Source organism: Oceanobacillus sp. CFH 90083, assembly GCF_009389585.1.
In the GTDB taxonomy this organism is placed as follows: Bacteria; Bacillota; Bacilli; order Bacillales; family Amphibacillaceae; genus Oceanobacillus.
In genome coordinates this window covers 53,874-70,712 of the sequence record NZ_VIYG01000004.1, presented here as the reverse complement: position 1 = coordinate 70,712, position 16,839 = coordinate 53,874, and the positions used below count along the sequence as shown (strand labels likewise).

Below are 16,839 nucleotides of genomic sequence, written 5' to 3'. Positions count from 1 at the left end.
AAATTATTTTTTCCAGAAGCTTCTGTCAAGAAGAGTTCTTTCCATTTTAAGCCGGAAAAATCACACTTATATCCTTCCATTCATATACAATCAAATCCAGCGCATCATCAGCAATTTGAATCTTTTTCTTTTCAATAAGCTCCGCTCCCAGCTGCTCATAAAACAGACAGCTGTTATTTTCCGCCAGAACCTCGACTTGGACAGTGTGAATAGCTTGTTTTATAAAGAATTGAAAGGATTCTAATAAAAGTGCTTTTCCTATTCCTTGTCCTTGCCAATCTTTTAGTAAATAGACGGCTCTGACAACTCCCACAGCTAAAGCAGTGGGGTTCTAAGATACTAATACACTTCTTAACAGCGCCTTATCTTCCTATAAAAAAGAGTTTCCACTGAAACACTGGTGTATATTCTCTTAAAATATTAACGGACGTATTGCGAGGGTGCAAGGCACTTCACCAAGCCAGCCTAAAAAGACTTCTTGTGTGCTTGTCGTTCCGCTTCTCTTGGGCGTTTCATGACCAATCAGGTTTATTTTTATGCGATAAACCAACGCATTGTTTTACTTTTTGACTGTTTTAGTCGTTCTATTTCACCATGATGCATTTCTATAAAGTTAGCCCACTTTGCATTGCATAATTCTATATCAACAGAATCAAGGGTTTCCTTTGTATTAGCTATTAAAAAAGCACTATATAAATCACGTTGGATACGAAGCTCTCCAAAATCATTCCAGCGTTCTGAAAGTTGTTTTTTCTCGTATTTTCCTGTTACATGATTAAATTGACTCGCTTTTGTGGCGTAGGTATCTATCTTCTTTAATTCTCTTTCTTGATATTTCAGTTTGCGCTCGATAATGGTGAGCAGCATGGCAGGGGCACGCTTGGCAATGGATTTTCCAAAACGCCTTTTCCGGTTTATTTTCCCATTGGTATTGTTTCTAGTCGTATTTTTCGCACGTTTTTGCAGGGATTGAAACCGCATCGTTTCTACTCGTATATCGGAACCCAGGGTAAGAATATCGTTTGCTAATTTTTCATGTGACATTTTTCGCCTGCCAGCAACTTTGCGGTAGCGTTCTTTACGTTTTTGACGCAGCCTTTCATATCTTTTGGAGTATTTCCAGGTTAAACTGCCTTTTTTGATCGTTCCATTTTTATGAAAATTGTCAGGATTGGTACTTCGTTTGGATCTATCCATTTTTCGTTGAATTCTTCTTAATTCTTTTTCATCATTGTGGCACTCTGGAGCAAGTTCACGAAGTTCGACTAGGCTATCACTGCTAATCGCAATAGTAGATGTACCAATGTCTATTCCTACACGTTTTGTTTCGTCATGAGCAACTTTACGATTTCTTTTGGTTGGTGGGTATCCTTCTTGAATGAGTTGAACAAAATAGCGGGTTTTCCCTCTGACCTCCCGCTTCAAAATGCGTACATACTTTGTCTTGTCTAATAAAGCCTGATGTGCATATTCATCCTCTTTTTTAGGAGAAATCGGTATGCACAGCCAATTTTTAGGTTTCGGATTTTTCCTGGTTGGTTTATCGCCCCAAAGAATATTTTCTTCTCTATATCTCAACCCTGTTTGGTTTGATTTGTTTTCTACGGAAATAGCATCCTTTGCATGTTTGAAATATACTTTTTTGGATTTCCCAAAATGAAGCTTCTCAACGGTTTGAAAAGCTCTTGTTGCCAATTTTTGAGCCTCCAAACTGCCAATATGTTCTTTGAATTTGTATTGGGCTTCCTTTACAAAATAATGGATTCCGTATTCAGAAAAGCCATAATTTGAACGAATATCCGCTAATTTCTTATGACGTTCTTTTGATTTAGGTTCCTTCAGCAATGCGCGATAACGCTTATCACTTTTCACCGCTTTGTGCCGTTTTAAAGCTTCCCCTAGACAAGAATTATAGAGCCTTCTTGCAATGTTGAATTTCTTTTCCAACCGATGTTGTTGCCAAAGGGGGATGTGCAAAGGAAATTCAATCGTATAACTTGGTGTATGCTTTCTCGCCATAGGTTCAGCCCCCTCTAGTTTCGTTTTTTCTGGCTTTCAACGTATAGTTTCACTTGATACGTTTGTTGCAATGGATATCAAATAGGAACGTATCCATAGAATTGGCCAGTGCCGAAGATGAGAAAACGCTTCTCTTCATTTTCTTGAAGTCACTCCTTTGATTTTCGCCATCATATTAGAAGGACTATGCGTTGGTAGCACATTAAGAAACATATAATTATGGTCATTGTCACACTCTATAACAACAATTTTCAATGCTTCACATATTGCCCGCACTAACTGTTTGAAACGTTCCTCTACATCCGCGCGAAGGAATATGTTCCTTCTATTATTGCTATTTTGATTCCATCTTTTTGCAAACACTTGTTCTTTTTATTATACAAAACAAACGTTCTCTTAACAAGCTATTTTCTATAAAAAGATACACATTTTATTTAAAACTTTAAGATTACCTCTCTATCATCCCACCTCTAAAGAAATGGGCTTTCTCGTTCGGAAAATCTGTAAAGTTTAAATATAATTATAGCAAATTTTTCTTCCTATTCCATTACCTATCATCTAACTTCATAGTTAGCAAGTAGACAAAATCCCTTCTCATTATTTTGTACACTACTTGTTTCTAAATAAGTAGTGTGATAGATTTAGAACAATTAAACTGTACTTATTCAATCGTAAAACATAAGAAAGTGTATTTCCTTACATATCAGATACATATCTTTATCGTATTTAGCGTTAACTGAATAGCAATAGCTTTCATTTTAAAAGCTCCACTATAATTACATTATCATTTTTGGAGGTAAATCAAATTGGGTAACCAGCATTCAACTTTTCTGGGAGTTATATTTGGTATGGTTGCAGGGGCTACCTGGGCTTTAGCCTTTCTCATTCCGAATATGCTGTCCACTTTTTCATCATTGGAAATGACGTTAGGCCGTTATTTTATGTATGGATTATATTCTGTTCTCTTATTTATAGCCTATAAACGGGAGGCTGTACATATTCCGCTAAGAATGTGGTCCAGAGCATTACTTTACGCTTTTACTGGAAATGTTGGTTATTTCTTTTTTCTAGTATTGGGAATTCAATATGCAGGAGCCACCATTACCACATTAATTATTGGAACACTGCCCATTGTTATCAGCTTAGGTGGAAATTTTTTAAATAAAGAATTTCCTTTTAAAATAATGGTGATTCCTTCTATTTCGATATTACTGGGGATTTTTCTATTGTATAGCGGCGAGCAAGGGGCTGACAGCAGCGCGACTACTTCCAGAGCTGATCTATTATTTGGGTTTCTATGCTGCTTTATTGCGCTGGCTTTATGGTCATGGTATGGAATATCCAATGCTAATTTCCTGAAAAAAGAGTCGCAGGTTACGCCAAATCTTTTTTCGACGATTGTCGGGATCCAGACCCTGACATTGGTAGTCATCGTTTTATTGATTAGCTGGCTGACAAATCAGCAAATCGTTACTACTCTTTTAGCTAAGGATCATTTGCTGCATTACTTGATAGGAGTTGTTATTTTAGGCATAATCGCCTCTTGGGTGGCGACATGGGCCTGGAACCAGACTTCAATCCGATTAACTGTCACTATGGCGGGAATGATGATTGTTTTTGAATCCTTGTTTGGACTGCTTTATTCCTTTATTTATCGTGCATCCTTCCCAACTCTCCCGGAGGGCTTCAGTATTTTATTTATTTTGATGGGTGTTGCATTTGGAATTTGGCGAATTAATAAGGTAAGAGATTCTAAACGAAATAGAGACAAAACTGTCTAAATCCTCCGATTCTTACATGGAGCCAGCCATTCTTAGCGGAGCGTTCGCGAGGAGTAACAAAGAGAAGAGCTGATCTAAAAAATAGCTTTACATTCTCTTCTCTCTTTTGATAGAATAATTCCTTGTATATTTAAAAATATGTTGTAAAGGAATTATTCTTATGCGTCTATCAAAACAAGCTTTTGCCAGAAGATATTATATATTTTTATTACTGCTCGCCATTTTACTGATTGCGGCAACATTGCGGTCACCAATCACGTCTGTCGGACCGCTTATTCCTCTTTTCCGGGGAGAACTGGAGGCTTCCAATGCAATGATTGGACTGGTTAGTACCTTACCATTGCTTGCTTTTGGTTTGTTTTCTCCTTTTGTCCCAAGGATATCCGGTAAGCTCGGGATGGAAATGACACTACTTATTTCCATGTCTTTCCTGTCCATCGGTGTATTTATCCGGGCAAGCGGTGGACTGGAGCTATTGCTATTTGGCACACTCCTGACCGGAATGGCGATCGCAGTTGGGAATATCCTTATGCCAGGTTTAATTAAATCGACATTCCCTTATCGAATGGGACTTATAACAGGGCTGTATTCTGTTTCAATGAATATATTTGGAGCACTCGCTTCCGGGGTTTCCGTACCTATTACTTCCATAAATGGCTTTGATTGGCGGCATGCCATGCAATTATGGAGTGTGCTCTCCCTGGCAGCTGTTATTGTCTTATTGCTCCGCTGCCAGCGATGCGGTCATCTGAAAAAAAAGTGTTTGTTAATGTAAAAAGTCAGCCTTCTAAAGCAATCTTTAAATCAAAAATTGCCTGGGCTGTTACCTTTTTTATGGGACTGCAATCGTTTATACCATATAGTTTATTTACTTGGCTTCCTGATATTTTTCTCACCAAAGGATTCAACGAAAGTGAAGCTGGATGGTTGATTGCTATTTATCAGGCTGGATTGATTCCAACGACATTTATTGCACCAATCCTCGCCGCCCGCATGCAAAATCAGCGGCTGATTGGCTGCAGTGCCGGTTTATTATTTTTCTTTGGTTTATTAGGGGTTGCTTTTTCTTCTTCAAATTGGATTATTTTCTTTCTTATTTTAACTGGTGTTGGTGCCGGGACAGCTTTTAGTGTTGCTATGATGTTTTTTGTTCTCCGTACCAATACTGTGATGGAATCCGCGCAATTATCCAGTATGGCGCAATCGATTGGATATATTGTCGCCTCTACAGGTCCGTTATTTCTTGGAACCATCGCCGAAATAACAGAGGGCTGGACAGTGCCATTTATCATTTTAATGGCGGCAGCCCTATGTATTGCCTTCCTTGGGATCGTTGCAGGCAGGAATGAAAAGATTTCTTTTGAACCGAAAGAAGCAGCAGGCAAATAAAATAAGGTCCGCGGGAAAATGCTGCGGATCTTATTTTATTTTTGCTTATTAAATTTTTCTAAGGTAACTTGCAAATCTTTTTTACGCTTTAAGAAAGTATAAAGAATAAAGTATAAACGCAACGAAGGCGACCAATCCTGCGCCTTTCAGACTTAGCTTGCCAAGTTTTCTTTAAAATTTCCTGCCATAAACTCCCTCTGACCTCACCTGTACTTCTCGAAACTTTCGTTCTTTTAACGTCCCGTATCCCATTATTTCCCAAAGCGAATATGTTTTCCTTTTATATTCTTTTCAGCCTTCCCTTAACGAATATACCGATATTCCATCAGTTGATTTAACATATCAACTTCTTCCAGCAGCTTAGCCCCGATATTGGTCTCCCGGACCATTTTCCGCTCCAGCTCTTTATCCACCACCCGCCGGACAGATAAAACATCTGCTCCATTTAAAACAACATCCTCTTTTGAATTAAAATGCTGGTGGGCAACAAGCTGCATGCCGAATGAATTATATAATAATGTATAGCCGGCAATGCCTGTCGTAGATTGATAGGCTTTAGAAAACCCGCCATCGATAACTATCATTTTGCCGTTTGCCTTGATTGGATTCTCCCCATCGATTTCTTTTACTGGTGTGTGTCCGTTAATAATATGCCCTTGACCTGGATTCAAACCAAATTCCTCCAGAACCTTCTCACACATTTCCACATTTTCACGCAAATAATAATACGGATTTTTTTCCTCTTTATGAGATGCCTTATCGGAAATAAAGTAACGTTCAAAAGTGGTCATGGCCCGTTTTCCAAAGAGCGAAGAATATTCTCCTGTCCATAAGTACCACACCATATCCGTTGCCAGATCATCTGTCGTTTCTTTATGAGCAAAAGCATAGCGTAAATAGGACTCAAATTTATCCAGCAGCTCTCTCCCTTTGTAGGCTTTCCCCTCAATCTCCATCTTTTCCATGCTTCCATTTTCATCAACAGGAATACAGCCATGAATTAATAGATTGCCATTATATTTCAGATACAGACTTCCTTTTTTCATCAAGAAGTTCATATGCCTTTTCAGCTTCTCCGATTGCTGTACAGACAGTAAAAGCTTATCAATGACTTCTTCCTCCTCCGGCAACAGTCTGGCTGGATCAGCAGGATCAACGGTAGAAAAGCATGTATTTTCCAGTGGATACGTCTTTCCATAAATCATGATTTCCTGTTTTTCGTAGTCTGTTTTCTCTAATACCAGTCTCTCTTCCATATTAAAGAAGGAACGCCGTTTAATAATCGGACTTTCCAGCTTAAATTGAATCATGGCAATCGCTTGATGAATCTTCGTAATCTGCAGTTTTTCCTGGTCCGTAATATTCTGATCCGAATGTTTTTTAGGCCGGAAAGCAGGATTATCTCCATAATATTTTTCTGCTAAATTAAGTAAAGGACGCAAATTGATTCCATAAGCATCTTCTATGATATCTAAATTGTCATAACGTGCACAAATTCGAATAATATTGGCAAGGCAAACCTTGGAGCCGGCATATGCACCAATCCACAGAACATCGTGGTTGCCCCATTGGATATCCACCGAATGATAACCGATCAACGTTTCCATAATTTTATCCGGCTCCGGTCCGCGGTCATAGATATCTCCAACAACATGCAGATGATCCACAACAAGACGCTGTGTTGTATAAGATAGGCCAATAATCAGCTTCTCTGCCTGACCAAGCGAGATAATTTTTTGAACAATTTTTTCATAATACGGCTTTTTATTTGTATATTCATCTGTCTTGTACAGAAGCTCTTCAATAATATATACAAACTGTTCCGGTAATGCCTTACGCAGCTTAGAGCGTGTATATTTAGAGGAAGCATAGGAAATTAAGTGAATCATATGATCGATTTTCTCTGCATACCATTCGTCTAATGCCTGTTTGGAATTAAATTGATGTTTCATGAGCTTCAGCTTATCTTCCGGATAATACACGAGCGCCGCAAAATCATTTATCTCCTTCTCTGATAGCTTATCTTTAAAAATATCATTTATCTTTTCTCTTACCTTTCCGGAACCATTTCGTAACACATGCTGAAAAGCCTGGTACTCGCCGTGTAGATCACTTACAAAATGCTCGGTTCCCTTTGGCAGGTCCAAAATCGACTCCAAATTAATAAGCTCTGTCACAACCTTCTCTTCGCTATCAAATTTCTCCGCTAATAAATCAAGGTATTTTGTATTCACTCTCCAGATCCCCCTTTTAAATAAGCCATATCATTTCTAAATAGCATAACACATTGAAGCAAGAATTACAGTAATTATAGGCTCCTGCCACAATAGAAGAGATTGCAGAATATACACATATAGAAGCGAATAGCAGTACGTGAATGTCCGGAGCTGTCCCTAAAATACTATTAGAAAAACTCGTACACTTTCACTTTTTTCAAGCGAATGCACGAGCTTTTCTTATCAGGACTTCCTTGTGCTGTGATTATTCACTTATTTGCAATGCTCTTGATAGGACGGCAATCCACAGCTTCAAAGCTATTCTTTCCGGCTAATCTAAAGAAAAGGTAAACACCTTCACATCATGTATCCCGCTTTTCTTTATATCCAGATTCTATGAATACCTCCTTACCTTCTACATATCTCCATTATCAGACAGCTGTTAACTTGCCAGCTTTTGTTTCTTTTCCTCTTCTTTTTCTTTTTTCCGTACCTCTCTAAATTTGTTTGTTTCAGATACAATAACACCTGATAATAAACAGAGAGCAATTAAATTGGGGATAGCCATTAGCCCATTGAAAATATCTGCAATATCCCAGACTAATTGCACGGATTGACCTGCACCAATCATAACAACGATACAGAAAATTACTTTATAATAGATGGTATTACGATCACCAAAAATATATCCAAAGCATTTCTCTCCGTAGTATGACCAGCCAATAATGGTTGAATACGCAAAAAAGATAATACCAAATACAACAATGTAATTACCTAAGCCCGGTAAGAAAGACTCGAATGCTTCCCCGGTAATAACAGGTGCTGCATCTCCCCCTAATTGTAAATGAAGACCGCTCATCACAATAACAAGACCAGTAATTGTACAAACGATCATTGTATCAAGAAATGTTCCTGTCATGGATACCAAAGCCTGCCGCCCTGGATAATCCGTTTTTGCTGCAGCTGCCGCAATAGGAGCTGATCCAAGACCAGCTTCATTGGAGAAGACCCCACGTGCAATACCATATCGAATTGCAATGCCGATCGCTCCGCCACCAACAGCCTCAGGATTAAATGCTGCTTCAAAGATAACTGCAAATGCAGCAGGAACTTCTGTAATATTTAACAAAATAATGATAAGTCCACCCGACATATAAAACAAAGCCATAAACGGAACAAATATAGCAGTAACTCGTCCAATCCCTTTAATCCCGCCCAATAAAACTAAAGCTGTAAGCACCATCAATACAAAACCAGTAATCCAAGGGTTTACATTAAAAGTAGCTTGTAAAGAACCTGCAACCGTATTGGATTGTGTCATGTTTCCAATTCCAAAGGATGCTAAGAAGCCAAATAATGCAAATAAGAAAGCTAACCACTTCCACCCCAGACCTTTTTCAATATAGTACATCGGTCCACCTGATATTTCGCCCTTATGGTTAACTGTACGATATTTAACAGCAAGAATAGCTTCACCATATTTCGTTGCCATTCCAAAAAATGCCGCCAGCCACATCCATACCAGGGCACCGACTCCACCAAGAAGAATAGCAGAAGCAACCCCGGTCATATTACCAATTCCAAGCGTTGCAGCCATAGCTGTCATCAATGATTGAAAGTGAGATATATCCCCTTTATCATCTTTATCTTTCTTTTTACTTTTAGAAAACGTTAATTTGAGGGCATAAGGCAAATCTCTTAATTGTAAAAAACCCAGACGAAGCGTTAAAAATATCCCCGTCCCTACAATTAATATGAGTGTAATCGGTCCCCAGACTACTCCATTAATAGCATCAACTATACTTTGTATATTTCCCATCCTCTTACCTCCCCCTTTATTTAATGTATGTTTTTTCACAAAAATACAATTAAAGTAATTGTATTTTTTTATTGTATACGAATGTTTATAAAAAATCTATTAGAAAATAAAGAAATATTAAACAATAGATCCAAATAAAATATATGCAATTTGTTATCATAACAAATTGCAGCATAATTATATCCTAGTAAAAGATATTCCTAAATTGCTTTGGGGAGATATCCACATTTTTCTTGAATGTAGTGATAAAATGAGAAGTACTGTTAAAACCGCATTCACCAGCAATTTCTTCCACATTCCCGCCAATCCACGATGTATTAGGCGGTATGACATTCTCGATTTACGGTGCGTTGAGTGTACTTGCTGTCATCTTCATCTGGAAGTTTGTACCGGAGACAAAAGGAAAGACATTGGAAGAGTTAGAAAAAATTTGGCTTGATGATAAAAGTCCAAAGAAAAAAGCGGCACTGTAAATGAATAAATCATTAACCGAAATAAATAGAAAGCAAACATCCTTTATATAGAGGGTGTTTGCTTTCTAAATAAATTATCTAGCCAATACAAGCGGAGAAAAGACAACATAAGATGCTACTACAATCACTAAGATTAAAATACCAACCCATCTAACATGTTTCCACGGGGTAATATCTACTTTGTTTTGATATTTATCGAATTGGAAGTCTTCTTGAGATGGTCTCTTTACGCTATAGAAATATAGAATAGCTAAATCTACCAGGAAGAGGACACTCCAAACATATAGATAATGGATATCCGGAATAACGACTTTAGACAATGCATACACAGCAATGTGGAATATTAAAGTAATCTTCGCGCCAGTTGCTGATGTCTTTTTAGAATAGAAACCTACTAGAATAATTGCCAGGAGCGGCATACTATATAGTCCATTAAATTCTTGAATAACTGCATATAGCCCTTGCGGAAACAGAGAGATTAATGGTGCGACAAGAACAACAATAACACCAATGACAATGGTTAAAACTCTTCCCGCTTTCGCAATTTGACGGTTTGTTGCTTGTTTATTAATGACTGGTTTATAGAAATCTAAGCTGAATAAAGTAACAGTAGCACTTAATGCTCCTACGAAAGAGCTGATAATCGCTCCAAATACCACTGCTCCAAACAGACCGGCTGCCCAGTCAGGTAATACTTCAGCTACTAACGCAGGGTAAGCAAGATCCATTTGCATGCCATCACCAAACATATTGTATGCGATAACACCAGGAATAACTAAGAAGAACATACCGGAGATTTTAAAGAACCCAACAATCATTGCTCCTTTTTGTGCTTCCTTTAAACTTTTTGCAGCTAATGCTTTTTGAACAATCATTTGGTTCGTACACCAAAAATATAAGTTATTAAATAACATTCCTAAGAATAATGTCGGCCATGGTACAATTGGCGAGTCCAGTGCGCCCCAGGCATTTAATTTTTCGGGCGAACTTGTTAAAAATCGATCTAATCCAGTAAAAAAGCTGTTTTCACCCAACGCAATAAGACCTAAAACAGTAATCGTCATACCACCAAGCAATAAACCAATGCCATATAGTGAATCACTATGGGCAATGAGGGAAAGGCCGCCAACGAATAAATAGGTAACACCGACTAAACCAATAATGGTAGAAATAATAATGACAGCTGTTATTCGGCTGACACCTAAATGTTGCTCAATGCCGAATAAATCATTAAAAATTAATGCTCCAGAATATAAAACAACCGGCATAAAGCTGACAACATAGGTAAATATAAAGAGAATGGATACTATTCTTTTTGTAAATGTATCGTAGCGGATTTCAATAAAATCAGAAATGGTGTTTACGCCATATTTAAAATATTTCGGTAAAAACACCCATGCCAGCATTACAATAGCAATAGAAGCGGTTACTTCCCAAGCCATCACTTCCATGCCAGCTACATAGGCCTGACCGTTTTGTCCTACCAGCTGTTCTGTCGATAGGTTAGTCATAATAATGGTCATACCAACAGTTGTTCCAACGAGCGAACGTCCCCCCAAAAAGTAACCCTCTGAATCTTTGTTATCGATACTTCTTGTACGGTAAAAAGCATAGAGATAGATTAATACCAGCACAACAATAAAACTGATAATACTAAATAAATTCAATGTACTCTCCTCCTAAACCATATGCCATTGCCTATAAATATTGAATATCCACTAATTTATTTCTATCAAACGACTCCTGACATGCTAACGCTACTTCTGTTCCGCGTAAACCATCAACAGCAGTCACTTCAGGCTGTTTATTTTCACGAATGCATTGGGCAAAGTCTTTCAATTCATTTACATATGCTTCAGCAAACCGCTCAGGAAAATGCTGAGAAGATGGACGAACCGTGCCGTGCTCATTAAATACAGCTACTTTATTCTTTTCAGGTGATGCAGCAATCCGCAGCATTCCTTTGGTTCCAATGATTTCTGTTTCTACATGATAACCATGTGAAGCGGTCCGTCCGGCAACCAGCAAAGCGGTTACATTATTGTCCAACTTCATTGTAACTGTTCCTAATTCCAGTTCATTTAGATCATTCAGTTCCGGCGCAGCTTTATTGGTTCCTGTTGCCCAAACAGTTGAAATTTCAGATTTTGTTAACCATCTAACCACATCAATATCATGGACACTCATATCAAGGAACAGACCGCCGCTCGGGCTTTTTTTAGCAAAATTAACAAAACTGTCCAATCCTTGAATCGGATCAATACTATACGAACGAATCAAGGAGATATCTCCAATTTGCCCACTATCTATCATTTCTTTCGCATATAAATAATCATCATCAAACCTTCTCATAAATCCTAAATGAAAAATGCGGTCACTTTTCTCTATTTCTTTGATGGTTTGTTTGATATCTTCTACCTCTAAACCAATTGGCTTTTCGCAAAAAATATGCACATTCTTTTTCAGTGCTAAACGAATATGCTCTGTGTGAAACCCAGAAGGTGTTACAATACAAACAGCATCTAACTCCGTTTGTTCCAGCATTTCCTCATAATTTGTATAAACATTTGGGACTTTATATTTTTCTTTTACCTGTTTATTTACTTCCTCATCTAAATTAGAAACCGCTGTCAACTCGACTCCTTTTAGATTATAGATATTTTCTGCATGAATTAAGCCCAATCTCCCTAATCCTGCAACTCCGATTTTAAGCGTTTTCATTTGTTGTTCTCCTTTGTTAAATTTATAGATATAATAACCAGCATTATTTCTATGTTATATACTATTATAAAAAATAATATTTAGTCAAGTTTTTATCAATTTATGATTAATTTATTGTTATTTTTTGTGATTAATTTGATATTGCCTGATTTACTGTACGCGTCTTTTTTTCATAAAAAAATCCCGTACTTGGATATACCAATTACAGGATGATCTTTTACTATTATTTATTAGCTATTTTTTCAAATGAAGCTCTGCTAGCTCCTGCACCATGTCACAAATCATTTGAGCATTTGTCACATGGTCCATCGCATGAATGACATAGATATTAATATCTGTCTGCTGATCACGACTGTTCAATTGCAAAAGCTCCGTCTGTTTTTTATGAGCAGCTATCAAATGCTTTTTAGCACCAGCTATGCCTGTTTCATATCCTTGCACATCTTTTTCCTTTGCTAGGTCTAATGCCTGATAAGCCAATGTTTTTGCTTGAGAGGCTTCTGTAATCAAAGGCATAAATACTTCTACATCAATTGCCATTGTTATGCCTCACTTACTTGTTCAAAAATGCTGTAAACATTCATGGTATTGTAGTCTTCCACTGTAATTTTAGCAACCTTTGCATCCGTTGACGCTTCATATTTCTTAGCAATATGGTGAATTTGCGGCCCCAATAGTACAACATCTACATTATGTTCTTTAATATAGTCTAACCCTTCTTCCAGACTTTTCGATTGAATATCAACTTCCTGTCCTTTTTCTTGGGCAAGATCGTTTAATTTTTTTACCAATAAACTTGTTGTAATCCCCGCTTCACATACTACAATTACTTTTTCCATTATTTACACACACCTCTTTTTTCCACTTATATTCGTCACACTGTTTCGTGCACCTGGAATATGAAAAGAGAACTTTAATGATTGTGTACTTTTTCACAGTGTGAAGTTTTATCTTATATTAAAGATTTTTCCCCAGGAATGCAATTCTTCTGCATACAAAGAAGCATTTAAATCAGGCTTATAAGGTTACCTTGGATAAATTAATTCATATTGATTCTGTTCACTATGTTTTATATATTCTTGTGACGGCTCTTGATTGGTTATCAAATAATCAATGTCCTCAAAGCTGCAGTAAGTTGTTAATGCATATTTATTAAATTTTGTATGGTCTACAAGAATAAACACCTGCTCACTTTTTTTAATCACATTCGATTTAACCTGTGTTTCTAATGGAGAAGAATTGGTTATCCCTTTATCCAGTGAAATTCCGGTAGAAGCCATAAAAGCTTTATTAAAATTATATTTTTGAATAACATCTGCACTTTCTGTTCCAACATATGATCTTGTTGATCTTTCAAAAACCCCTCCCGTTGAATATATATTTAAATTGGGATAGATACTGGCGTCCAAAGTAAAGTCGAGATTATTTGTTACAATAGTAATATTTTTATACTTGATAAAATCCAGCAGTTCTACCGTAGTAGTTCCTGAATCAATAAAAATAATATCTCCATCCTCAATAAATTCCGCCGCTAATTTAGCAAGTGTCTTTTTCTCATGGAATTGCTTTACTTTACGGTCCTGATAAGGAACAGTTAATGGCTTTGAAATAGATACTCCACCATAGACCTTCACCAATTGTTCTTCGTCAACAAGCTCCTGAATATCCCGCCGGATCGTGTTTTTAGACACACCAAAACGATCTACTAGTTCATCAAGTGATACAGATTCTTTTTCTTTCACGTATTCAAGTATTGCAGTTACTCGCTGTGCTTTCATCATAAAAACTGTTCCCCCTTCTAAGAATTACTTACTGTCTGCCTTATTTCACCGTCCCCCGAATCACTAATTTCGGAGCTAATACAATTCGCTGCTTTACTTTTTCCGTTCCGCTTATCTCCTCTACCAGAAGCTGAACAATTTTTTCAGCCATCTCCTCAATCGGCTGTGCAACAGTTGTCAACTGCGGGTAGCACATTTGCGCCAAAATAGAATTATCAAAACCAACAATAGATACATCATCAGGAATCATGAGACCAGCTTCTCGAATCCCTTGCATGGCACCAATTGCCAAAGGTTCTGTGGAAGCAAAAATTGCCGTTGGCGCCTCTGGCATGTTCATCAGCTTTCCAGCTGACTGCGAAGCATCCATAAAGCTAGAATTATCTATTGAAATAAGCGACGTGCTCACTTCCATTTCCTCATCTTCCAGCGCCTGCTTATACCCGTCTACTCTTGCCTTTACAGATGAAAAATACATATCCTCTGTTATCATTGCAATCCGCTTATGGCCTTTTTTTATTAAATAAGATGTTGCTTCATAAGCTCCTAAATAATCATTTACTAACACTGTATTCAAAGGCAGCGAAGGAACTTCCCGGGATAAGAGCGCAACAGGAATATTACTGTGTTTCAACTCCTGTAATGCCTTCGCATTTTTCAAACCGGTCGCAATAATAATACCATCTACATATTTTTTACGCAGAATAGCAATATACTCCTTTTCTTTATCAAGATTATTATCTGTACTGCAAACAATTAAGCTGAACCCATATTTACGTCCATTATCTTCAATTTTCCTGGCAATTTCCGCAGAGAAGGGATCAGCGATTGATGGAATCAATAGTCCAATCGTTTGCAGCCTTTTCTGTAATGCAGGCGCAGCAATGGGCTGATAATTCAGCTTCTGCATACTTGCCTCTACTTTTTTCTTCGTTTTATCTGCAATACTACCCGTACTATTCATCACTTTAGAAACAGTGGAAATGGAAACCCCAGCCTCTTTAGCTACATCATAAATTGTCGGTCGCTTCTCTTTCAAAAACATTTCCCTACTTTCTTATCATGTTCGTTTTTTCTTATATAATAACTTTAATTCTACAGGAAACAACCTAAGTATACCATAGGTGCAAAACGGTTCTTTTTCATTATTCTTTCGGAAAATAAAAACTTGATGTAGTTGTGAACTACACCAAGCTTTTTATCCGCTCTATCTTTTGTTGCGCCTAGACAGCATTTTTCTGCTGAGCATTCAATCGTTTATCTTCCCAGTACTTTTCAATTTCCTCTAGTGTTTTCCCTTTCGTTTCAGGGACAAGTTTTAGAACAAACAATAACGCCAACAGACACATAACACCATAGAAAGTATAAGCAATGCCTGCACCAATTTCTAACAAGGAAGGGAATGTAGAAGAAATTAATAGATTCGAGCTCCAGTTTGCTACGACAGTGATAGCCATAATCTGTCCCCTTACTTTGTTAGGGAATAACTCTGATGCCAATACCCACATTAATGGACCAAATGATAGATTATAAAATGCCACAAAAACTAAGATGAAGATAAGTGCACCAATCCCCATTTGATCAAGATATGCCAGCGCAGCAACACCGAGCATTCCAGCAGCCATACCGATGGAACCTACAATCATTAATAATCTTCTTCCAACCCTGTCCACCAGCAGCATCGCAATTAATACGAAGATAAAATTAACGATTCCAATAATAACTGTTTGGAACATCGAGCCATCTGAACTTGCACCCATCTCCGCAAAAATTCTCGGTGCATAATACAAAATCACATTAATTCCTACAAATTGTTGAAAGGCAGCTAATAAAATACCGACAACAATAACTAATTTGCCGTAAGAAAATACACGAACATCCTTCACATCAACCGTTTGTTTAATTTCTTGATAAATTGCATTCGCCTTTTCCTTTGAATTATTCACTTTTTCAAGAATTGTCAATGCTTCTTGATCTTTATTTTTAGAGATTAAATACCTTGGTGTTTCTGGAACAAGGAATAACAATCCAAAAAATAACAGTGCCGGAATTGCTTCCGAAGCAAACATATATCTCCAGCCTACATCATGAATCCAGCTCAATTCTTGCCCTGCTGCAATTCTCCAGTTAACAAAATACACTAATGACATCCCAAATATGATCGCTAAATTATTTAACGTTACTAATTTCCCTCTAATATTAGCAGGAGATGTTTCACTAATGTATAAGGGGCCAAGCCCCGATGCTAATCCAACACCGATTCCGCCAATAATACGATAAAGATTAAACATAATGAAAAGTCCCATTGTTGGACTATCTTTCGTAAAGAATAAAAATTCAGGATAAGCTGATAATAGCGCAGAAACGAAGAACAATACCGCAGCTACTAAAAGCGAATTTTTCCGTCCAATTCGATTAGAAAGAAATCCACTGATTAAACCTCCAATAATACACCCAATCAGTGCACTAGAAACCGTTAATCCGTGTGCAAATGTTCCTAAGCCGAGGTTTTCCATAAAATATACCTGTAAGGATTGCTCGGCTCCAGAAATAACTGCTGTATCATAACCAAACAATAATCCTCCTAAAGCAGCAATTAAAGTTAATGTAACAATATACCTTGTATTTTTCTTCATGTAT

General features: G+C 37.4%; 16 protein-coding genes and 1 pseudogene. 4 read left to right on the top strand and 13 right to left on the bottom strand.

Annotated features, from left to right (window positions below; translation table 11 throughout):
- Window positions 1-46: 46 nt before the first annotated feature.
- From FLK20_RS07205 to tnpA, 3 genes and pseudogenes are all read right to left on the bottom strand, one after another.
- The gene (locus FLK20_RS07205; RefSeq protein ID WP_152655894.1) at window positions 47-313 is read right to left on the bottom strand and encodes a GNAT family N-acetyltransferase; all 267 of its coding nucleotides are present in this window, start codon (window positions 311-313) and stop codon (window positions 47-49) included.
- A gap of 221 nt (window positions 314-534) precedes the next feature.
- Window positions 535-2,019, bottom strand: a complete 1,485-nt coding sequence (locus FLK20_RS07200) for a hypothetical protein (protein WP_152655893.1) — start codon at window positions 2,017-2,019, stop codon at window positions 535-537.
- 36 nt (window positions 2,020-2,055) lie between these two features.
- Window positions 2,056-2,346 (bottom strand): annotated as a pseudogene (gene tnpA, locus FLK20_RS07195) (IS200/IS605 family transposase); the annotation flags it as partial.
- A gap of 479 nt (window positions 2,347-2,825) precedes the next feature.
- Between tnpA and FLK20_RS07190 the strand changes: the two are divergent.
- From FLK20_RS07190 to FLK20_RS21865, 3 genes are all read left to right on the top strand, one after another.
- The gene (locus FLK20_RS07190; RefSeq protein ID WP_152655891.1) at window positions 2,826-3,800 is read left to right on the top strand and encodes a DMT family transporter; all 975 of its coding nucleotides are present in this window, start codon (window positions 2,826-2,828) and stop codon (window positions 3,798-3,800) included.
- 160 nt (window positions 3,801-3,960) lie between these two features.
- A complete protein-coding gene (locus FLK20_RS21870; protein WP_227994888.1) occupies window positions 3,961-4,575 on the top strand; it encodes an MFS transporter in 615 nt (204 codons plus the stop codon).
- Window positions 4,539-5,189, top strand: coding sequence for an MFS transporter (locus FLK20_RS21865; RefSeq protein ID WP_227994886.1), 651 nt, complete (start codon window positions 4,539-4,541; stop codon window positions 5,187-5,189). Before FLK20_RS21870 ends, FLK20_RS21865 begins: the two co-directional genes overlap by 37 nt.
- Before the next feature lie 302 nt (window positions 5,190-5,491).
- On the opposite strand, the gene FLK20_RS07180 is transcribed toward FLK20_RS21865, so the two are convergent.
- The 3 genes from FLK20_RS07180 to FLK20_RS22225 form a co-directional block, all read right to left on the bottom strand.
- The gene (locus FLK20_RS07180) at window positions 5,492-7,423 is read right to left on the bottom strand and encodes a fructose-1,6-bisphosphatase (RefSeq protein ID WP_152655889.1); all 1,932 of its coding nucleotides are present in this window, start codon (window positions 7,421-7,423) and stop codon (window positions 5,492-5,494) included.
- A 424-nt stretch (window positions 7,424-7,847) separates the two neighbouring features.
- Complete coding sequence (locus tag FLK20_RS07175) at window positions 7,848-9,224, bottom strand: alanine/glycine:cation symporter family protein (RefSeq protein WP_152655887.1); 1,377 nt, start codon at window positions 9,222-9,224, stop codon at window positions 7,848-7,850.
- Between the two features lie 184 nt (window positions 9,225-9,408).
- Entirely contained in the window at window positions 9,409-9,519 is a 111-nt protein-coding gene (locus tag FLK20_RS22225) for an AraC family transcriptional regulator (RefSeq protein ID WP_194165565.1), read from the bottom strand.
- On the opposite strand from FLK20_RS22225, the gene FLK20_RS07165 reads away from it, so the two are divergent.
- Window positions 9,485-9,697, top strand: coding sequence for an MFS transporter (locus tag FLK20_RS07165; RefSeq protein WP_227994929.1), 213 nt, complete (start codon window positions 9,485-9,487; stop codon window positions 9,695-9,697). The two genes, FLK20_RS22225 and FLK20_RS07165, sit on opposite strands and share 35 nt — an antisense overlap.
- 74 nt (window positions 9,698-9,771) lie before the next feature.
- Here FLK20_RS07165 and FLK20_RS07160 read toward each other — a convergent pair whose 3' ends face one another.
- The 7 genes from FLK20_RS07160 to xylE form a co-directional block, all read right to left on the bottom strand.
- Window positions 9,772-11,364 (bottom strand): solute:sodium symporter family transporter, encoded by a 1,593-nt coding sequence (locus tag FLK20_RS07160; protein WP_152655884.1) that lies wholly within the window; start codon window positions 11,362-11,364, stop codon window positions 9,772-9,774.
- Between the two features lie 31 nt (window positions 11,365-11,395).
- On the bottom strand, window positions 11,396-12,418 hold the full coding sequence (locus tag FLK20_RS07155) for a Gfo/Idh/MocA family oxidoreductase (RefSeq protein WP_152655883.1): 1,023 nt from the start codon (window positions 12,416-12,418) through the stop codon (window positions 11,396-11,398).
- Between the two features lie 234 nt (window positions 12,419-12,652).
- A complete protein-coding gene (locus FLK20_RS07150; RefSeq protein WP_152655882.1) occupies window positions 12,653-12,958 on the bottom strand; it encodes a PTS sugar transporter subunit IIA in 306 nt (101 codons plus the stop codon).
- Window positions 12,959-12,960: 2 nt separating this feature from the next.
- Window positions 12,961-13,257, bottom strand: a complete 297-nt coding sequence (locus FLK20_RS07145) for a PTS sugar transporter subunit IIB (RefSeq protein WP_152655880.1) — start codon at window positions 13,255-13,257, stop codon at window positions 12,961-12,963.
- A gap of 186 nt (window positions 13,258-13,443) precedes the next feature.
- Window positions 13,444-14,199: a DeoR/GlpR family DNA-binding transcription regulator gene (locus tag FLK20_RS07140; protein ID WP_152655879.1), complete on the bottom strand. Its 756-nt coding sequence runs from the start codon at window positions 14,197-14,199 to the stop codon at window positions 13,444-13,446.
- A 40-nt stretch (window positions 14,200-14,239) separates the two neighbouring features.
- Window positions 14,240-15,238: a LacI family DNA-binding transcriptional regulator gene (locus tag FLK20_RS07135; protein ID WP_227994884.1), complete on the bottom strand. Its 999-nt coding sequence runs from the start codon at window positions 15,236-15,238 to the stop codon at window positions 14,240-14,242.
- 184 nt (window positions 15,239-15,422) lie between these two features.
- Complete coding sequence (gene xylE, locus FLK20_RS07130) at window positions 15,423-16,835, bottom strand: D-xylose transporter XylE (protein ID WP_152655875.1); 1,413 nt, start codon at window positions 16,833-16,835, stop codon at window positions 15,423-15,425.
- Window positions 16,836-16,839: the final 4 nt, after the last annotated feature.

Excerpts from the sequence above, each read along its gene's own strand:
- xylE (WP_152655875.1), bottom strand. The coding sequence starts at position 16,835 with ATGAAGAAAAATACAAGGTATATTGTTACATTAACTTTAATTGCTGCT.
- FLK20_RS21870 (WP_227994888.1), top strand. The coding sequence starts at position 3,961 with ATGCGTCTATCAAAACAAGCTTTTGCCAGAAGATATTATATATTTTTA.
- FLK20_RS07145 (WP_152655880.1), bottom strand. The coding sequence starts at position 13,257 with ATGGAAAAAGTAATTGTAGTATGTGAAGCGGGGATTACAACAAGTTTA.
- FLK20_RS07155 (WP_152655883.1), bottom strand. The coding sequence starts at position 12,418 with ATGAAAACGCTTAAAATCGGAGTTGCAGGATTAGGGAGATTGGGCTTA.
- FLK20_RS07150 (WP_152655882.1), bottom strand. The coding sequence starts at position 12,958 with ATGGCAATTGATGTAGAAGTATTTATGCCTTTGATTACAGAAGCCTCT.
- FLK20_RS07140 (WP_152655879.1), bottom strand. The coding sequence starts at position 14,199 with ATGATGAAAGCACAGCGAGTAACTGCAATACTTGAATACGTGAAAGAA.
- FLK20_RS07200 (WP_152655893.1), bottom strand. The coding sequence starts at position 2,019 with ATGGCGAGAAAGCATACACCAAGTTATACGATTGAATTTCCTTTGCAC.
- FLK20_RS07175 (WP_152655887.1), bottom strand. The coding sequence starts at position 9,224 with ATGGGAAATATACAAAGTATAGTTGATGCTATTAATGGAGTAGTCTGG.
- FLK20_RS21865 (WP_227994886.1), top strand. The coding sequence starts at position 4,539 with ATGCGGTCATCTGAAAAAAAAGTGTTTGTTAATGTAAAAAGTCAGCCT.